At 61.8% G+C, this 15069-nt stretch carries 11 protein-coding genes; 7 read left to right on the top strand and 4 right to left on the bottom strand.

Annotated features, from left to right (window positions below):
• Positions 1 to 9: 9 nt before the first annotated feature.
• Both YUU_RS0114220 and YUU_RS62690 read right to left on the bottom strand, forming a co-directional pair.
• The gene (locus YUU_RS0114220; protein WP_027522975.1) at positions 10 to 1188 is read right to left on the bottom strand and encodes an OpgC domain-containing protein; all 1179 of its coding nucleotides are present in this window, start codon (positions 1186 to 1188) and stop codon (positions 10 to 12) included.
• Positions 1189 to 1535: 347 nt separating this feature from the next.
• Positions 1536 to 2939, bottom strand: a complete 1404-nt coding sequence (locus YUU_RS62690) for an invasion associated locus B family protein (protein ID WP_027522976.1) — start codon at positions 2937 to 2939, stop codon at positions 1536 to 1538.
• A gap of 380 nt (positions 2940 to 3319) precedes the next feature.
• Here YUU_RS62690 and YUU_RS0114230 point away from each other — a divergent pair, with 380 nt between their 5' ends.
• Both YUU_RS0114230 and YUU_RS0114235 read left to right on the top strand, forming a co-directional pair.
• Positions 3320 to 4765, top strand: coding sequence for an adenylate/guanylate cyclase domain-containing protein (locus YUU_RS0114230; protein WP_027522977.1), 1446 nt, complete (start codon positions 3320 to 3322; stop codon positions 4763 to 4765).
• A 270-nt stretch (positions 4766 to 5035) separates the two neighbouring features.
• Complete coding sequence (locus YUU_RS0114235) at positions 5036 to 6025, top strand: ketopantoate reductase family protein (protein ID WP_027522978.1); 990 nt, start codon at positions 5036 to 5038, stop codon at positions 6023 to 6025.
• A 37-nt stretch (positions 6026 to 6062) separates the two neighbouring features.
• On the opposite strand, the gene YUU_RS0114240 is transcribed toward YUU_RS0114235, so the two are convergent.
• Positions 6063 to 6302, bottom strand: coding sequence for a hypothetical protein (locus tag YUU_RS0114240; RefSeq protein ID WP_027522979.1), 240 nt, complete (start codon positions 6300 to 6302; stop codon positions 6063 to 6065).
• 227 nt (positions 6303 to 6529) lie between these two features.
• Here YUU_RS0114240 and topA point away from each other — a divergent pair, with 227 nt between their 5' ends.
• Genes topA through YUU_RS0114260 form a run of 4 tightly spaced genes read left to right on the top strand, consistent with a single transcriptional unit; the run spans position 6530 to position 12849 of the window.
• Positions 6530 to 9283 carry a type I DNA topoisomerase gene (gene topA, locus YUU_RS0114245; protein ID WP_027522980.1) on the top strand — a complete coding sequence of 918 codons (2754 nt, stop codon included), beginning with the start codon at positions 6530 to 6532 and terminating at the stop codon, positions 9281 to 9283.
• A gap of 7 nt (positions 9284 to 9290) precedes the next feature.
• Positions 9291 to 11639, top strand: coding sequence for a ribonuclease R (gene rnr / locus YUU_RS0114250; RefSeq protein ID WP_027522981.1), 2349 nt, complete (start codon positions 9291 to 9293; stop codon positions 11637 to 11639).
• Positions 11627 to 12067: a DUF983 domain-containing protein gene (locus tag YUU_RS0114255; protein ID WP_027522982.1), complete on the top strand. Its 441-nt coding sequence runs from the start codon at positions 11627 to 11629 to the stop codon at positions 12065 to 12067. Before rnr ends, YUU_RS0114255 begins: the two co-directional genes overlap by 13 nt.
• 32 nt (positions 12068 to 12099) lie before the next feature.
• Positions 12100 to 12849: an NUDIX hydrolase gene (locus YUU_RS0114260; RefSeq protein ID WP_027522983.1), complete on the top strand. Its 750-nt coding sequence runs from the start codon at positions 12100 to 12102 to the stop codon at positions 12847 to 12849.
• Between the two features lies 1 nt (position 12850).
• On the opposite strand, the gene YUU_RS0114265 is transcribed toward YUU_RS0114260, so the two are convergent.
• Complete coding sequence (locus YUU_RS0114265; protein WP_027522984.1) at positions 12851 to 13411, bottom strand: hypothetical protein; 561 nt, start codon at positions 13409 to 13411, stop codon at positions 12851 to 12853.
• Between the two features lie 294 nt (positions 13412 to 13705).
• On the opposite strand from YUU_RS0114265, the gene YUU_RS0114270 reads away from it, so the two are divergent.
• Entirely contained in the window at positions 13706 to 15031 is a 1326-nt protein-coding gene (locus tag YUU_RS0114270; protein ID WP_027522985.1) for an LLM class flavin-dependent oxidoreductase, read from the top strand.
• Positions 15032 to 15069 lie beyond the last annotated feature (38 nt).

Raw genomic sequence — 15069 nt, forward strand, 5'->3', positions numbered from 1 at the left:
TAGTTAGAATCAAGCTACCATTTTCTCACCCGGCTTGCCCGCGATGGGTGCTTCCTTGCGTGGCCGCTTGATGATCTTGTCGATCTTTTTCGACCAGTCGCCGTAGTAGGCCAAGGCGCATAGAATTCCGACCCCCGCGGCGCTAATCAGGATTTGAGTGAGCAGCGCTCCTGAACTGATCGTCAGCAGGAAATAGCCCAGGAATGAGAGAAATATGCCGACGCAGAACACCCGCAGGGACTGTTGGCCGCATTTGATCAACGGATCGCAAATGGGGCTCTTCAGCCCCTTCCAATCCATTGGCATGAATCGGATCACGAGCAATGCGATCAGGATGAAATGCAGGACCCGGTAAGGCCCAAGATTTGTCTTGTCGTTCGGATTGACGGCATCAAACAGCCAGTCTGGAACGATCTGCCTGACGCTTCCGAAGGAAGCCGCCAGCGTCAGGATGAGAGCAAAAACCAGATAGCCGATGCCCAAAGTCACGACCCACCGTGAAATGAGGAAAGGTCGGATTTCTGTGCCTCCACCGAGTGCAGTCCATGCGCCCAGACAGAACAGGAACTGCCAACAGAAGGGATTGAAGAACCAATAGCCTTCAGGATAGGCGGCAAGATTCCAGCCGAAATGACGGGCCGCGAGATAGAGCAAGAACGACGCCAGTAGCGTGAGACTAGGACGTCGCAGCATGATCCATAGCACCAACGGAAACAGCGCCATTAATACGATGTAGAGAGGTAGGACGTCGAGGTTGACCGGCTTGAACCGCAACAGGAGGCCTTCTATCAGCGTCGTGAAAGGCCTGTCGCCCAGTCTTGCCACATTGAATTGATGGACAAGGGTGTCAAATTGAAAGCGATAGGCGACATATCCGACTGTCGCGATGTAGATCACAAGCACCATGACATGCGCGACGTAGAGTTGCCAAACTCGCCTCCATAGCCGCGTCGCACCGACGACAAAGCCGTGGTCTCGCATCATGCGACCAAAAACTAGCGCTGCCGTGTATCCTGATATGAATACGAATAGGTCGGCCCCGTCACTGAAGCCGTAGTTGCGCGTGGTGATCCAGTTGACCGCGTTATTCGGCATGTGATTGAGAAAAATCGCCCAATTTGCCACTCCTCGCAGCAAATCGAGACGCAGGTCGCGGCCCTGCGAAGGAAAGACGGCTGTAATCTTCATCTTGGTTCGCGAGCCTCAACCGGACGCAAACACTGGGCGTTCGACTGCAAATCGTACCTTCCGCGTCTTTCGGAAGATTGATTCAGGTCAACCGTCAGAGCGCGCGTCCGCTACGATTATTAACAATGCTCGCATCTGACCGAGCCCACTGCCGAGCGGTGCTCTTAATAGGCCCCATGAGGGACGGAAGCACATCAGAACCAAAATAGTCCGTATCTCGTGGCGTGGCTTGCTTGGAATGTCATCGTTGCGGCTGCGCTGTTGCTCGCCTCTGTCGCGGGCGGACGCGAGCCGAGAACGGACTACGGTTAGCGGGCTTTACCCCTTTTAAAACACTGGAAAACGGCTCATTCCTGATCCATGCCGAAGTCAAATGTCTCTGCGGGCGCTCCCTTACGAACAGTGCCAAATTGATCGAGCGATAGCGTCAACGCGATGGATGAAGAGTTCAGGTCCGCAAGTTCGAGCTTCAACTGCTTCCCGGAGTCTAGCTTCGCGATGAGATCAGAGTTAACCGGGGCGGCCGCAATGCAGATGTTAGTCAGACACCAGTTGAACGGAATCTGAGTCTGGAGCCCCTGATCCACGCTGACTTTGACGCCCTTTTGCAGGTTCGCCCCTTGTGGAACGAAAAGTTGCATGCGAGCAGCGCCGTCCGCGCGACGGATCAGATCGACTCTGGCCACGACCTGACCAAGATCGTCGGTGCCGGTCGATGTCGTACGGCAGATCGCAGTCCCATCACTGGAATTGAAACAGAGCTTTCTCCAAGCCGAGTATTGAATCGTTTGAGGTAGGCGCACTCTCGGAGCTTTTGCCTGTAACTCCGCACCAGAACGGGTGCTGCCCATTTGTTGCTGCGCGCTGCTCGTTGCTGAATGCTTCTCAAGAAATTGGCTTACCAGCGGAGACCAGATGGGTACTGCGTCGGGGGAATCGATCATGAAATGGCCGTCGCCTCCGAATGCTGGCAGCATGTGATATTCGGCGTTTCCTCCCGCCGCCACGAAGGCGTCATGCATCCGCTTCGTCAGCTCTGGCCCGAAATAGGTGTCGTTCTCTGTGTATAGCCATAGCATCGGTACTCGTGCCGAACGACCAAACTCGCTTGTAGCTGCGACGAGTTTATCGGGAGCACAGTTGTTGTTCGGTTTGCCATCTACTCTGCCTCCACGTCCTGCCGCAAAGGTAATGACGGCTTGAACTGACGATGGGTTCCGACTCGCAAGAGCAATCGATCCCCATCCACCGCCGGACTGACCAACCACGACGACCTTGCCGGGCTGAATCGCCTTCTTCTTGCTCATGTAATCGATGACCCACTCGTTCATGGTGGCGATGGCAAGTCCAGGGCCTTTGAAGTTCGGGTTGTTGCAGGTACCGATGTGCGCAAAGACCGCTCCATAGAGCCCCTGATCTTTGTCATCCAGGCTACTGGCGCCGTATCTCACCGGTGATATGACAAAATAACCGCGGCTCGCGAACCACCGCGCTGCCGCGCGGTACTCGATGGTCGGGAACATCGTCCGTTCCTGGAGGCCGAGCGCAATTCCGTGATTCATGATCACAAGAGGAAATGGACCATCGCCGATCGGCCGTACCACGAAGGCAAGCATAGGAAGTGGGAAGGGGAGCGCCCAGATTTCCTCTTGGATTGTTGGCGCTGCTGCAACATCTTCCGCGACGGCCGAGGAATAAAGAGCCAGTAGAGATGCCAGCAAGGTCAGAGCAATCAGAAGGCGCTTCAGCATCTTCGTACTCCGTTCTCAAAAGATCAATTGCCGCAAGGAGCAGAAGCATCGTGCGCAGGAAACGTATCGGCGTTTCATCGCTCAATTGGTCATTTCGAGGCTAAGTAGCCGTGCCTTGAGCCCTTTGACATAGATCAAGCCCAAACGTTCGGCGGGGCCACAGCAGGGCTACCAGACTTCTGCCGTTGGCCCATCAGAGAAATGGCTCCGCGCCTCGTCGAGTTCGGACAACACGCCGCGAGGCCGGAGTACCGCCGGCCCGACTCCAAAGCATGCATTTGTCCCCGGAGTTTATGCTACTCTCGGGCGGTCGGAAGATGGTGCCATCTTCGCCGACACGTGAAATCCCGTTCAACCTCGTCGACGACTTGGGTGGGAAAATGCATCACGTTCAAGAGAGGCTCCTCGAAAACAGGATGACCGAAATCGAGCAGGCCCGGTCTTGGAGCCCGCGCGTCATCTCCAAATTCGAAAGCTTGATCCGGGGTGGCGACGACCTCTCGCTTTATCGCGTCAATCCGCTTTCCTTTGCGCGCGACCGCGCCATCAGCGAAGCAGAGAGCATCGACCTGTTTCTTCATGCCGCGCGGAGCGGTCTGTTCGACATGAGCTGGGATGTCGTGTGTCCCCAGTCCGGCATGGTGCTCGACAGTTTCGGCGCCTTGCGAACCCTGAAAACCCACTATGTTTGCGGTCTGTGCGATGTCAGCGGCGATACAGACCTCGATGACTTCATCGAAGTGACTTTCACGGTCTCCCCGCAGCTCCGAAGGCTTCCCTTCCACGATCTGGCGTCGCTTTCGGTCGAAGATTTTCACTGGAAGGCCCGCTTTCTCACCGATGGGCGCTTGCCGGGTCAGCCGATCCGCTTTCTTGACGTTCTGCGCGGTCTCGTTCGCGGCATGTCGTTCTTGCCTCCCGGCTCCACCACGTCGCTCATGGTCGAACTCGGCCCCGGCGCACTCGCCGGGGTCAATGTGCAGACGCAGGCCAGCTTCGCGGTGAGTGTGGTCGGCGAGCCCGCATCGGCTCCGGCGCGCTTGTCAATCAAGTATGATGGACGCCGTTTTTCTCCGCTCGCATCCGCCGTGCCGCCCGGGCCGGTGGTCGTTGAAGTGGAGAATTGCTCTGCCACACGCGGCTCCTTGCTTCTGATCAACTGGCCGCCCGAGATCCTGGCGCAGACGGTCAAGCCCGCCCTCGACTTCGATCCCTATCTGTCGGGCGGCATGCTGCTCGCCCGACAGACTTTCCGACGACTGTTCCGGTCGGAGCGCGTCGATGAAAAGGAAGGCCTTGGCATCAGGCAGGTGACCTTGCTGTTCACGGACCTGAAGGGATCGACCGCCATGTACGAACGGCTTGGCGACCTCAATGCCTATGCGCTGGTGCGCGAACATTTTGCCCTGCTGGGCTCAACCGTGCAGGAACACTCGGGCGCCATCGTCAAGACGATCGGCGACGCCGTGATGGCCGTGTTCTCCCGTCCTGCCGATGCCGTCTCGGCTGCGCTGCACATTCTGGCGGATATAGAGCGCTACAATGCCGAGCACGGCGATCCCAGCATCATCCTGAAGATCGGAGCCCATTGCGGCCCCTCGATCGCGGTCACCTTGAACGAAAACCTCGACTATTTCGGGCAGACCGTGAATGTTGCGGCGCGCGTACAGGCACTGGCCGATGCCGGAGAGATTTGCCTTTCGGAAGCGCTCTATTCGGCACCAGGGGTAAGTCAAGTTCTCGCCGGTCACAACGTTGTCGCGTTCGACGCACCGCTTCGGGGAGTCGAGGGAGCGGCGTGCGTCTATCGCGTGACGGACATGTAGACCGTGGCCGCCCTGCTCAGTCATTGCGAGTGCAGCGAAGCAATCCAGACTGTCACCGCGGAAAGATTCTTTCGCCGGCTAGGGAACGGCAGACCTTATTGTCGTTTGGTCAGTACCCGAGCCTTCCGCGCAATTCCCCAAGCGCGAACTTTGGCTACTGCGATGCACGCGTTGAATAGCCACCGCGCCGCGCGTTGCTGCTTGATCTAAGTCAAGATCGGGCGGCGGCTAAGCGAAAATGCTCGGTGTGATAGTATGAAAAGAGGAACGATGTCCGGCGAGAGCAACCAGTCACTCCGTATCGCCGTTCTCGGAGCCGGTGCAATGGGATCGTTGTTCGGGGGCAGTCTCTTCGAGGGCGGAGCAAATGTTACCCTATTCGACCTCGACGTCGCTCATGTCGAATCGATCCGCAAGAACGGCCTCAACCTCAAGACGGACGCAGGCGAACGCCGCATTCACGTCCCGGTTCTATTTCCCTCGGAGGTGAATGGGGTCTACGACCTCGTCATCGTCTTCACGAAGGCGATGCACACGAGACAGGCACTAACCGCCATACGTAGCGCGATCGGCCCAAACACGGCGTTATTGAGCCTGCAAAACGGACTCGATAACAAGCTTGTTCTCACGGAGTTCGCCGATCCCAAAAATGTGCTGATCGGCATCACAACTTACCCCGCCGATCTCAAGGGGCCGGGCCGCGTCGAATCTCATGGTCGCGGCGTTGCCCGGCTTGCGGCGGCAGGCGAACCAGCCTCGCCGACACTGGACCTCCTACCCGACCTGTTCGCGCGCAGCGGGCTCGATGCAGTAATCGATCCACATGCCGAAGCGGCGATTTGGGAAAAAGTGGCGTTCAACGCCGCATTGAACGGCCTTTGCGCAATCACCGGCTCAGCGGTGGGGCAAATCGGCGCTCACCCGGAAACGCGGGCGTTGGCTTTTCAGATTGTCTCGGAGGTCTGTACCACGGCGATCGCCTGCGGCTTTGCTGTTGAGCGGCAGCATGTGGAGGAGATGTTGGCCGATGCGCTGGCACACCACATCCATCATAAGCCTTCCATGCTTCAAGATGTGATTGCAGGTAGACCCACCGAGATCGAGGCGATATGTGGCGCGGTGGTCCGCCGCGCAGACGAGCGGGGCGTAGCAGCCCCGGTTACTCGTACGATCCTGGCGCTCGTACGGCATATCGACTGGCGTGCAGCCACTGCGCGAAGATCGGCCGACCAACTCAGGCGTGATCCTACAGAAGTCTAGATTATTAGCGCAGCGCTGAATTCCTCGATTCGGCCCCTCACGACAGCTTGCGCTTGCTGCGCAGGCGGATGTGCTCATCGGCCTCTAGCTGGGTCATGCCGAGGAGATAATGCAGCACGTCGAGCTTGTGGCGTTCGGCGATCTGGCGCAGGTGAACCACCTGCTCGGCGATGAACGCGACAGCCTCGTCCGCCCCGCCCTCACCCGGTTCCTCGCTCCTCGAACGCTTTGCTCCGGCCGAGACGGCCTGCGTCCGCTTCCTCGCTGGTTTTGTCACCAGACCCCATCCGAATCCTTAGCCATCTCCGATTCTACGCCGCCCCGCGCCACAACTCCAAGGCGGTATTTTACAACTTATCCGATATGAAACTTTGCTCATTTTCGACCCGTTCAACAGCCCTCGATTTGACAGGGACGGCCTCACCACCCATGTTCGGGTCGAAACGGCCGACCCGAGTCCCTTCGAATTTGGCCTAAATTTCTCCCGTAAGTTACTGGAACTACATGAATATCGTCATTGTGGAGTCGCCGGCGAAAGCCAAGACGATCAACAAATATCTGGGCTCGTCCTACGAGGTTCTGGCCTCGTTCGGCCATGTCCGCGACTTGCCGGCGAAGAACGGATCGGTCGATCCGGAGGAAAATTTCAAGATGATCTGGGAGGTCGACCCCAAGGCGGCCGGCCGGCTCAATGACATTGCCAAGTCCCTGAAGGGCGCCGAGCGCCTGATTCTAGCCACCGACCCCGATCGCGAGGGCGAGGCGATCTCCTGGCACGTACTTGAGGTGCTGAAAGAGAAGCGCGCGCTGAAGGACCAGAAGATCGAGCGCGTGGTGTTCAACGCCATCACCAAGCAGGCGGTCTCGGAGGCCATGAAGCATCCGCGCCAGATCGACGGTGCGCTGGTCGACGCCTACATGGCGCGCCGCGCGCTGGACTATCTGGTCGGCTTCACCCTCTCCCCCGTGCTGTGGCGAAAGCTGCCGGGCGCCCGCTCGGCCGGCCGCGTGCAGTCGGTGGCGCTGCGCCTCGTCTGCGACCGCGAGCTCGAGATCGAGAAATTCGTCGCCCGCGAATACTGGTCGCTGATCGCGACCCTGCTGACGCCGCGCGGCGACGCCTTCGAGGCCCGTCTGGTCGGCGCCGACGGCAAGAAGATCCAGCGGCTCGACATCGGCACCGGCGCGGAAGCGGAAGACTTCAAGAAGGCGCTGGAACTTGCCGCCTACGCGGTCACTGCGGCCGACGCCAAGCCGGCCCGGCGCAATCCGCAGGCGCCCTTCACGACCTCCACCCTCCAGCAGGAAGCCAGCCGCAAATACGGCTTTGCGCCCGCACACACGATGCGGATCGCGCAGCGGCTCTACGAGGGCATCGACATCGGCGGCGAGACCACCGGACTCATTACTTATATGCGTACCGACGGTGTGCAGATCGCGGGCGAAGCGATCACCCAGGCGCGCAAGGTGATCGGCGAGGACTACGGCAACGCCTACGTGCCGGACAGCCCCCGTCAGTACCAGACCAAGGCCAAGAACGCGCAGGAAGCGCACGAGGCGATCCGCCCGACCGACCTCTCCCGCCGCCCCGCCAGCATGGCCCGCAAGCTCGATGCCGATCAGGCCAAGCTCTACGAGCTGATCTGGAAGCGCACCATCGCAAGCCAGATGGAAGCGGCCGAGCTCGAGCGCACCACCGTCGACATCACGGCAAAGGCAGGCTCCCGCACGCTGGAGCTGCGCGCCACCGGCCAGGTCATCAAGTTCGACGGTTTCCTGGCGCTCTACCAGGAAGGCCGCGACGACGAGGAGGACGAGGACTCCCGCCGCCTGCCCGCGATGAGCGAGGGCGAAGCCGTCAAGCGGCAGTCGCTCTCCGTCACGCAGCATTTCACCGAGCCGCCGCCGCGCTTCTCGGAGGCCTCGCTGGTCAAGCGCATGGAAGAGCTCGGCATCGGCCGGCCCTCGACCTATGCCTCGATCCTCCAGGTCCTGAAGGACCGCGGCTACGTCAAGCTCGAGAAGAAGCGCCTGCACGGCGAGGACAAGGGCCGCGTCGTGGTCGCGTTCCTGGAGAGCTTCTTCAGCCGCTACGTCGAATACGATTTCACCGCCGGTCTGGAGGAGCAGCTCGACCGCATCTCCAACAACGAGATCTCCTGGCAGCAGGTGCTGAAGGATTTTTGGCGCGACTTCATCGGCGCCGTCGACGAGATCAAGGATCTGCGCGTCGCGCAGGTGCTCGATGTGCTCGACGAGATGCTCGGGCCGCACATCTACCCCGCCCGCGCCGATGGCGGCGACGTCAGGCAATGCCCGAGCTGCGGCAGCGGCAGGCTCAACCTGAAGGCCGGCAAGTTCGGCGCCTTCGTCGGCTGCTCGAACTATCCGGAGTGCCGCTACACCCGCCAGCTCGCCGCGGACGGTGAAGCCAGCGCCGACCGCTCGCTCGGCCAGGATCCCGACACCGGCTTCGAGGTCTGGGTCAAGGCCGGCCGCTTCGGGCCCTACATCCAGCTCGGCGAGCAGAAGGACTATGCGGAAGGCGAGAAGCCGAAGCGCGCCGGCATCCCGAAGGGCACCTCGCCCGGTGATGTCGAGCTCGAGCTTGCGCTGAAACTGCTGTCGCTGCCGCGCGAGATCGGCAAGCATCCGGAGACCGGTCAGCCGATCACCGCAGGCCTCGGCCGCTTCGGGCCGTTCGTGAAGCACGAAAAGACGTACGCCAGCCTTGAAGCCGGCGACGAGGTGTTCGACATCGGTCTCAATCGCGCGGTGACGCTGATCGCGGAGAAGGTCGCCAAGGGCCCGAGCCGCCGCTTCGGCGCCGATCCCGGCAAGGCGATCGGCGATCATCCGACGCTCGGCACCGTCACCGTGAAGAGCGGCCGTTACGGCGCCTATGTCACGGCAGGTGGCGTCAACGCCACGATCCCCGCCGAGTTCGAGAAGGACGCGATCACCCTGCCCCAGGCGATCGCGCTGATCGACGAGCGCGCAGCCAAAGGTGGTGGAAAGAGCGGCGGCAAGGCCAAAGCAAAGAAGGCGAAGGCGACCAAGACCACGGCAAAGACCGCCGAGGGCGAGGACGCGCCCAAGCCAGCAAAGAAACCGGCCGCAAAAAAAACCGCGGCCAAGACGAAATCTGAATCAACCAGCAAGGCACGCGCAGCCGTGTCGTCGACCGCCAAGACGTCGCCGACCAAGGGATCTGCCGCTGCCAAGGCTCCGGCCAAGAAGAGTGCCGGCAAGAATTAGAGGTTAAGTGAAACGTAAGAATGACCATGGCTTTCCTGATCGGAACGCCATCGTCGCCTTCATCAAGGCAAATCCAGGAAAGGTCGGCACTCGCGAAATAGCGCGAGAGTTCGGCCTGAAGAACGCCGATCGCGTCGAGCTCAAGCGCATGCTGCGCGATCTCGCCGACGACGGAATCATCAAGAAAAAACGCCACAAGGTTTCCGAGCCGGACAGCCTGCCGCCGACGCTGCTCGCCGACATCACCGGCCGCGACAGCGATGGCGAGCTGATCGCCTCCCCCGCCGAATGGGACGAGGTCGAGCGCGGCGAACCGCCGAAGATCCTCATCGAGATGCCGCGCCGGCCGAAGCCGGGCGCCGCGGCCGGCGTCGGCGACCGCGCCTTGCTTCGCATCGAGCGCTCCGACGAGACCGAAGGTCCCGCCTGGCGGGGCCGCATCATCAAGGTCATCGACAAGGCCAAGAGCCGCATTCTCGGCGTCTTCCGCAGCCTGCCCGAGGGCGGCGGACGGCTCGTGCCGGTCGACAAGAAGTTCGCCGACCGTGAACTCAACATTGCGAAGACCGAGACGCAAGGCGCAGAGGATGGCGACCTCGTCAGCGTCGACATCGTGCGCTCGCGCGGCTTTGGCCTGGCCTCGGGCCGGGTGAAAGAGAAGCTCGGCTCGGTCAAGTCCGAGAAGGCGATCAGCCTGATCGCGATCTACGCCCACGATATCCCCCTGCAATTCTCTCCCGCCGCGGAGCGCGAGGCGGAAGCGGCGGAGCCGGCAAACCTGAAGGGCCGCGAGGACTGGCGCGACGTCCCGCTCGTCACCATCGATCCGCCTGACGCCAAGGATCATGACGACGCGGTGCACGCGGAGGCCGATCCCGATCCCAACAACAAGGGCGGCTTCATCGTCAATGTCGCGATCGCGGATGTGAGCTTCTACGTCCGCCCCAGCACTGCGCTCGACCGCGATGCGATCGACCGCGGCAACTCGGTCTATTTCCCGGACCGCGTCGTGCCGATGCTGCCGGAGCGGATCTCCAACAATCTGTGCTCGCTGGTACCGGGCGAGCCGCGCGGCGCCCTCGCCGTGCGGATGGTGATCGGCCCCGACGGCCGCAAGCGCTCGCACTCGTTCCATCGCATCCTGATGCGTTCGGCGGCAAAGCTGCACTATGCGCAGGCGCAGGCCGCGATCGACGGCCGGCCGGATGACACCACCGGCCCCCTGCTCGATCCGATCCTCAAACCGCTCTATGCCGCCTACGCCTGCGTCAGGCGCGCCCGCGACGAGCGCGATCCGCTCAATCTGGATTTGCCCGAGCGCAAGATCCTGTTGAAGAGCGACGGCACGGTCGATCGCGTTGTCGTGCCTGAAAGGTTGGACGCGCACCGGCTGATCGAGGAGTTCATGATCCTCGCCAACGTCGCGGCAGCAGAGATGCTGGAGAAGAAGTCGCTGCCGCTGATCTATCGCGTGCACGACGAGCCGACGCTGGAAAAGGTCCACGCGCTTCAGGAGTTTCTGGAGACGCTCGACGTTCCCTTTGCCAAGAGCGGCCCGCTGCGCCCGACCCTGTTCAACCGCGTGCTGGCCCAGCTCGAAGGTCACGACTACTACCCGCTGGTCAGCGAGGTGGTGCTGCGCGCACAGGCGCAAGCCGAGTACTCAGCCGAAAATTATGGGCACTTCGGCCTCAACCTGCGCCGCTACGCGCATTTCACTTCGCCGATCCGCCGCTACGCGGACCTCGTGGTGCATCGCGCGCTGGTTCGCGCGCTGGGCCTTGGCGAAGGCGCGCTGCCCGACAGCGAGACGCCGGAAACCTTAAGCGAAGTCGCCGCGCATATTTCGGTCACCGAAAGGCGCGCGATGAAGGCCGAGCGCGAGACCGTCGACCGGCTCATTGCGCATCATCTCGCCGATCGCATCGGCGCGACGTTCCAGGGGCGCGTGTCCGGCGTCACGCGCGCCGGCCTGTTCGTCAAGCTCGACGACACCGGCGCTGACGGTTTGATCCCGATCCGATCCCTCGGCACGGAATATTTCAACTATGACGAGGGCCGCCACGCCCTCGTCGGCTCGCGCAGCGGTGCCATGCACCAGCTGGGTGATGTCGTCGACGTCCGTCTGGTAGAAGCTGCTCCCATTGCCGGCGCGTTGCGCTTCGAGCTGTTGTCGGCGGGCGAGAGTGCGCCGCGCGGCCGCAGGGACTTTCGTCCGCAGCGCAAATCGGCGAAGGCGCAACCCGGACGCAGTCCGGAGAAGAAGCGCAAGCCGGAGAAGCAGAAGACGTCCGGCAAGGGAAAGAAGGGCAAGGGCGCGAAAGGCAAGGGAAAGAACAAGGCATGGAAGCGATGAGCACGGCGCCAAAGATCTGGACGCGCGAGACCGGCCTCGTCGAGAAGCGCGACGTCTGGGATGCGATGAAGCGCGGCTTTCGCGGTCGCTGCCCGCGTTGTGGCCAGGGCAAGCTGTTCCGCGCGTTCCTGAAAACTGCCGACAACTGCTCGGCCTGCGGGCTCGACTTCACGCCGCATCGCGCCGACGACCTGCCCGCCTATCTCGTGATCGTCATCGTCGGCCACATCGTGGTGCCGACGATCCTCTGGATCGAGACCAACTACACCACGCCGGCCTGGATCAGCTTTGCCGCCTATCTGCCCTTCACCTTCGTCGCATCGCTCGCGTTGCTGCAACCGGTCAAGGGCGCCGTGGTCGGCCTGCAATGGGCCCTGCGCATGCACGGCTTTGACGACAATCCGCCGGATGGTATTCCGCCGGTCTAAACAACAATGAAGAAGAGAATTTGGGGTTGGAGATGACGGACGTGGCGCAAGCGGCACCGGAAAAAGTCCACGAAGAAAAGGAAGCCGACCACCATCCTTATTTTCGACCGAAGGATGCTGCCACCCTGATCCTGGTTGATCGCAGCGGCTCTGTTCCAAAAGTGCTGGTCGGCAAGCGCCACGACAAGGTGGTGTTCATGCCGGGCAAGTTCGTCTTCCCCGGCGGCCGCGTCGACAAGGACGATTATCGCGTGCCCTGCGCGGCGCCGATCACGCCTGAGCTTCAGGCCAATCTGTTCAAGGGCAGCCCGAAGACGGAAGCCTCGCGTGCAAAATCGCTTGCGATCGCCGCGATCCGCGAGGCCTGCGAGGAAACCGGTCTCTGCCTCGGGCGTCAGCACGAGGGCAAGGCGCCGAAGCTTGCCGGCCCCTGGAAGCCGTTTGCGGATGCGGGACTGTTGCCTGATCCCTCCGGCCTGTTCCTGATCGCGCGCGCGATCACACCGCCCGGTCGCGTCAAGCGTTTCGACACGCGCTTCTTCACCGCGGATGCCTCCGCCATCACCCATCGCGTCGAGGGCGTCGTGCATGCCGATGCCGAGCTGGTCGAGCTGGTCTGGGTCGAGCTCGGCCCACAGCCGCTCGCCGACCTGCATCCGATGACGCGGAACGTGCTCAACGAGCTGGACAGGCGGCTCGCCACCGGCCCGCTCCGCCATGACGCGCCGGTGCCGTTCTTCCATTTCTACGGCGGCAAGATGCAGAAGGATATCTTGAGCTGACCTATTCTTGCGGATCTCTGAGATCCGTATCATCTGGCTCGGTGCCGACGTAGTCGCGCGCGGGGAGCTTGAGGGCTCGGCCGAGCTCGTTCGCAAGCTTGTTCGCCTCGTCGCGCGACGTGAAGCTCGACAGCGTGATCGGCGTGGTGTCCCTGTTGCCGCAGAGATTGACGTCGTACATCGTCAGCTCCGCATCGCAGTCATCGGTGATGCTGATCAGGTTATAGTCGGCCAGATTGCGCAATGAGCGGAAATTCAGCGGACCAAACTGCCTGGTGATGATGACCTGGCGCAGCTTATCGTTCAGAATGATGAAATAGCGGTATGTCAGCAGGATGAGGCCGGGAATGCCGACCGCAACGCCGAGACCCGTAAAGACCAGCACAGGCACCCAGTCATCCGCCAGCCGTCCGAAGCCGAACAGGTCCTGTCGCAGCCCAAGGGCGACGTTCCACAGCAGGTAGCCACTCGCCGCAAGCAGTGGCAGCGACAGCAGCCGGCCAATCCAGGGCATCGGCCGATCGATGCGGATTGTGCCGTCCAATATGGTTGCGCCGGCCATAGGCATTGGTTCTCGTCTCGCGGAAACAAGACTTTGTCGGCCGCGACGGCTGACAGGTTCGAGGGCAATGGCTCTCCACCCTCGTCATTCCGGGGCGCCGCATAGCGGCGAGCCCGGAATCCATAACCACGATCGGGAGTATGGATTCCGGGCTCGCGCCAAGGGGCGCGCCCCGGAATGACGGCCATGCTGAGTATGGAGCGAAAAACAAAAAATTGTTCTGCGCGTGGCTGATGGCACATGCGGGCGCCGCACCTATGTCATGTCGAGCGACACCCAGCATGGACACGGGCGATGGCACAGCGGCAACTCAAGCTCGGCGCGTTCATGCGCCCGATCTCAATCCACACCGGCGCCTGGCGCTATCCCGGCGCCTGGCCCGACGCCAATTTCAATTTCGGCCACATCAAGCAGCTGATCAGGAAGCTCGAGGCGGGCAAGTTCGACGCTTTCTTCATGGCCGATCACCTCGCCGTGCTGAACATGCCGATCAATGCCTTGAAGCGTAGCCACACCGTGACGTCGTTCGAGCCGTTCACGCTTCTGTCAGCGCTCGCCGCCGTGACCGAGCGCATCGGCCTGATCGCGACGGGCTCGACCACCTTTGATGAGCCCTATCATGTCGCGCGTCGTTTTGCCTCGCTCGACCATCTCAGCGGCGGCCGCGCGGGCTGGAACATCGTCACCACCTCGAATCCGGACGCGGCGCTGAATTTCGGTCTCGACGATCACATGGAGCACGCCGAGCGCTACAAGCGCGCCCGCGAATTCTATGATGTCGTCACCGGCCTCTGGGATTCCTTCGCCGACGACGCCTTCGTGCGCGACGTCGAACAGGGTCTGTTCTTCGAGCCGTCAAAGATGCACGTGCTCGACCACCAAGGCAAATATCTGAAGGTACGTGGTCCCCTGAACATCGCCCGCCCCGTCCAGGGCTGGCCGGTGATCGTGCAGGCCGGAGCGTCCGAGGACGGCAAGCAGCTCGCGGCGGAGACCGCGGAAGCCGTGTTCACCGGCGGCGGCAGCCTTGCCGACGGGCAGAAGCTCTATGCCGACATCAAGGGCCGCATGGAGAAGATCGGCCGCGATCCCGAGCATCTGAAGATCTTGCCGGGCGCTTTCGTGGTGGTCGGCGATAGCGTCGATGAAGCCAAGGAGAAGCGCGCCCTGCTCGACAGCCGCGTGCATTACGACAGCGCCATCGCCTCGCTCTCGGTCATCCTAGGCACGGACGCGAGCGGCTTCGACCCGGACGGGCCGCTGCCGCCGATCCCCGAGACCAACGCCAGCAAGAGCGGCCGGCAGCGGATGGTCGATCTCGCGGCGCGCGACAAGCTCACGGTGCGCCAGCTCGCCCAGCGCGTCGGCGGCTATGGCGGGCTGTCCTTCGTCGGCACGGCGAAAACCATCGCCGACCAGATGGAGGAATGGCTCCTCAGTCGCAGCTCTGACGGATTCAACATCATGTTCCCGTTCCTGCCGGCGGGCCTCGACGATTTCGTCGACAAGGTCGTTCCGGAACTGCAACGGCGCGGGATTTTCCGGAAAGAGTACGAAGGGGCCACTTTGAGGGAGAATCTGGGGCTGCCGCGGCCGAAAAACCGGTTCTTCGAGGGTTAATCGGGCCGATTTGAGCGAGTTTCTGGCCGCAAAACCTT

Source organism: Bradyrhizobium sp. Ec3.3, assembly GCF_000472925.1.
Lineage (GTDB): Bacteria > Pseudomonadota > Alphaproteobacteria > Rhizobiales > Xanthobacteraceae > Bradyrhizobium.

Bases quoted from the DNA above. Each gene is read 5' to 3' on its own strand.
- YUU_RS0114230 (WP_027522977.1), top strand. From the start codon at position 3,320: ATGCATCACGTTCAAGAGAGGCTCCTCGAAAACAGGATGACCGAAATC.
- topA (WP_027522980.1), top strand. From the start codon at position 6,530: ATGAATATCGTCATTGTGGAGTCGCCGGCGAAAGCCAAGACGATCAAC.
- YUU_RS0114265 (WP_027522984.1), bottom strand. From the start codon at position 13,411: ATGGCCGGCGCAACCATATTGGACGGCACAATCCGCATCGATCGGCCG.
- YUU_RS62690 (WP_027522976.1), bottom strand. From the start codon at position 2,939: ATGCTGAAGCGCCTTCTGATTGCTCTGACCTTGCTGGCATCTCTACTG.
- YUU_RS0114220 (WP_027522975.1), bottom strand. From the start codon at position 1,188: ATGAAGATTACAGCCGTCTTTCCTTCGCAGGGCCGCGACCTGCGTCTC.
- YUU_RS0114270 (WP_027522985.1), top strand. From the start codon at position 13,706: ATGGCACAGCGGCAACTCAAGCTCGGCGCGTTCATGCGCCCGATCTCA.
- YUU_RS0114255 (WP_027522982.1), top strand. From the start codon at position 11,627: ATGGAAGCGATGAGCACGGCGCCAAAGATCTGGACGCGCGAGACCGGC.
- YUU_RS0114260 (WP_027522983.1), top strand. From the start codon at position 12,100: ATGACGGACGTGGCGCAAGCGGCACCGGAAAAAGTCCACGAAGAAAAG.
- YUU_RS0114235 (WP_027522978.1), top strand. From the start codon at position 5,036: ATGTCCGGCGAGAGCAACCAGTCACTCCGTATCGCCGTTCTCGGAGCC.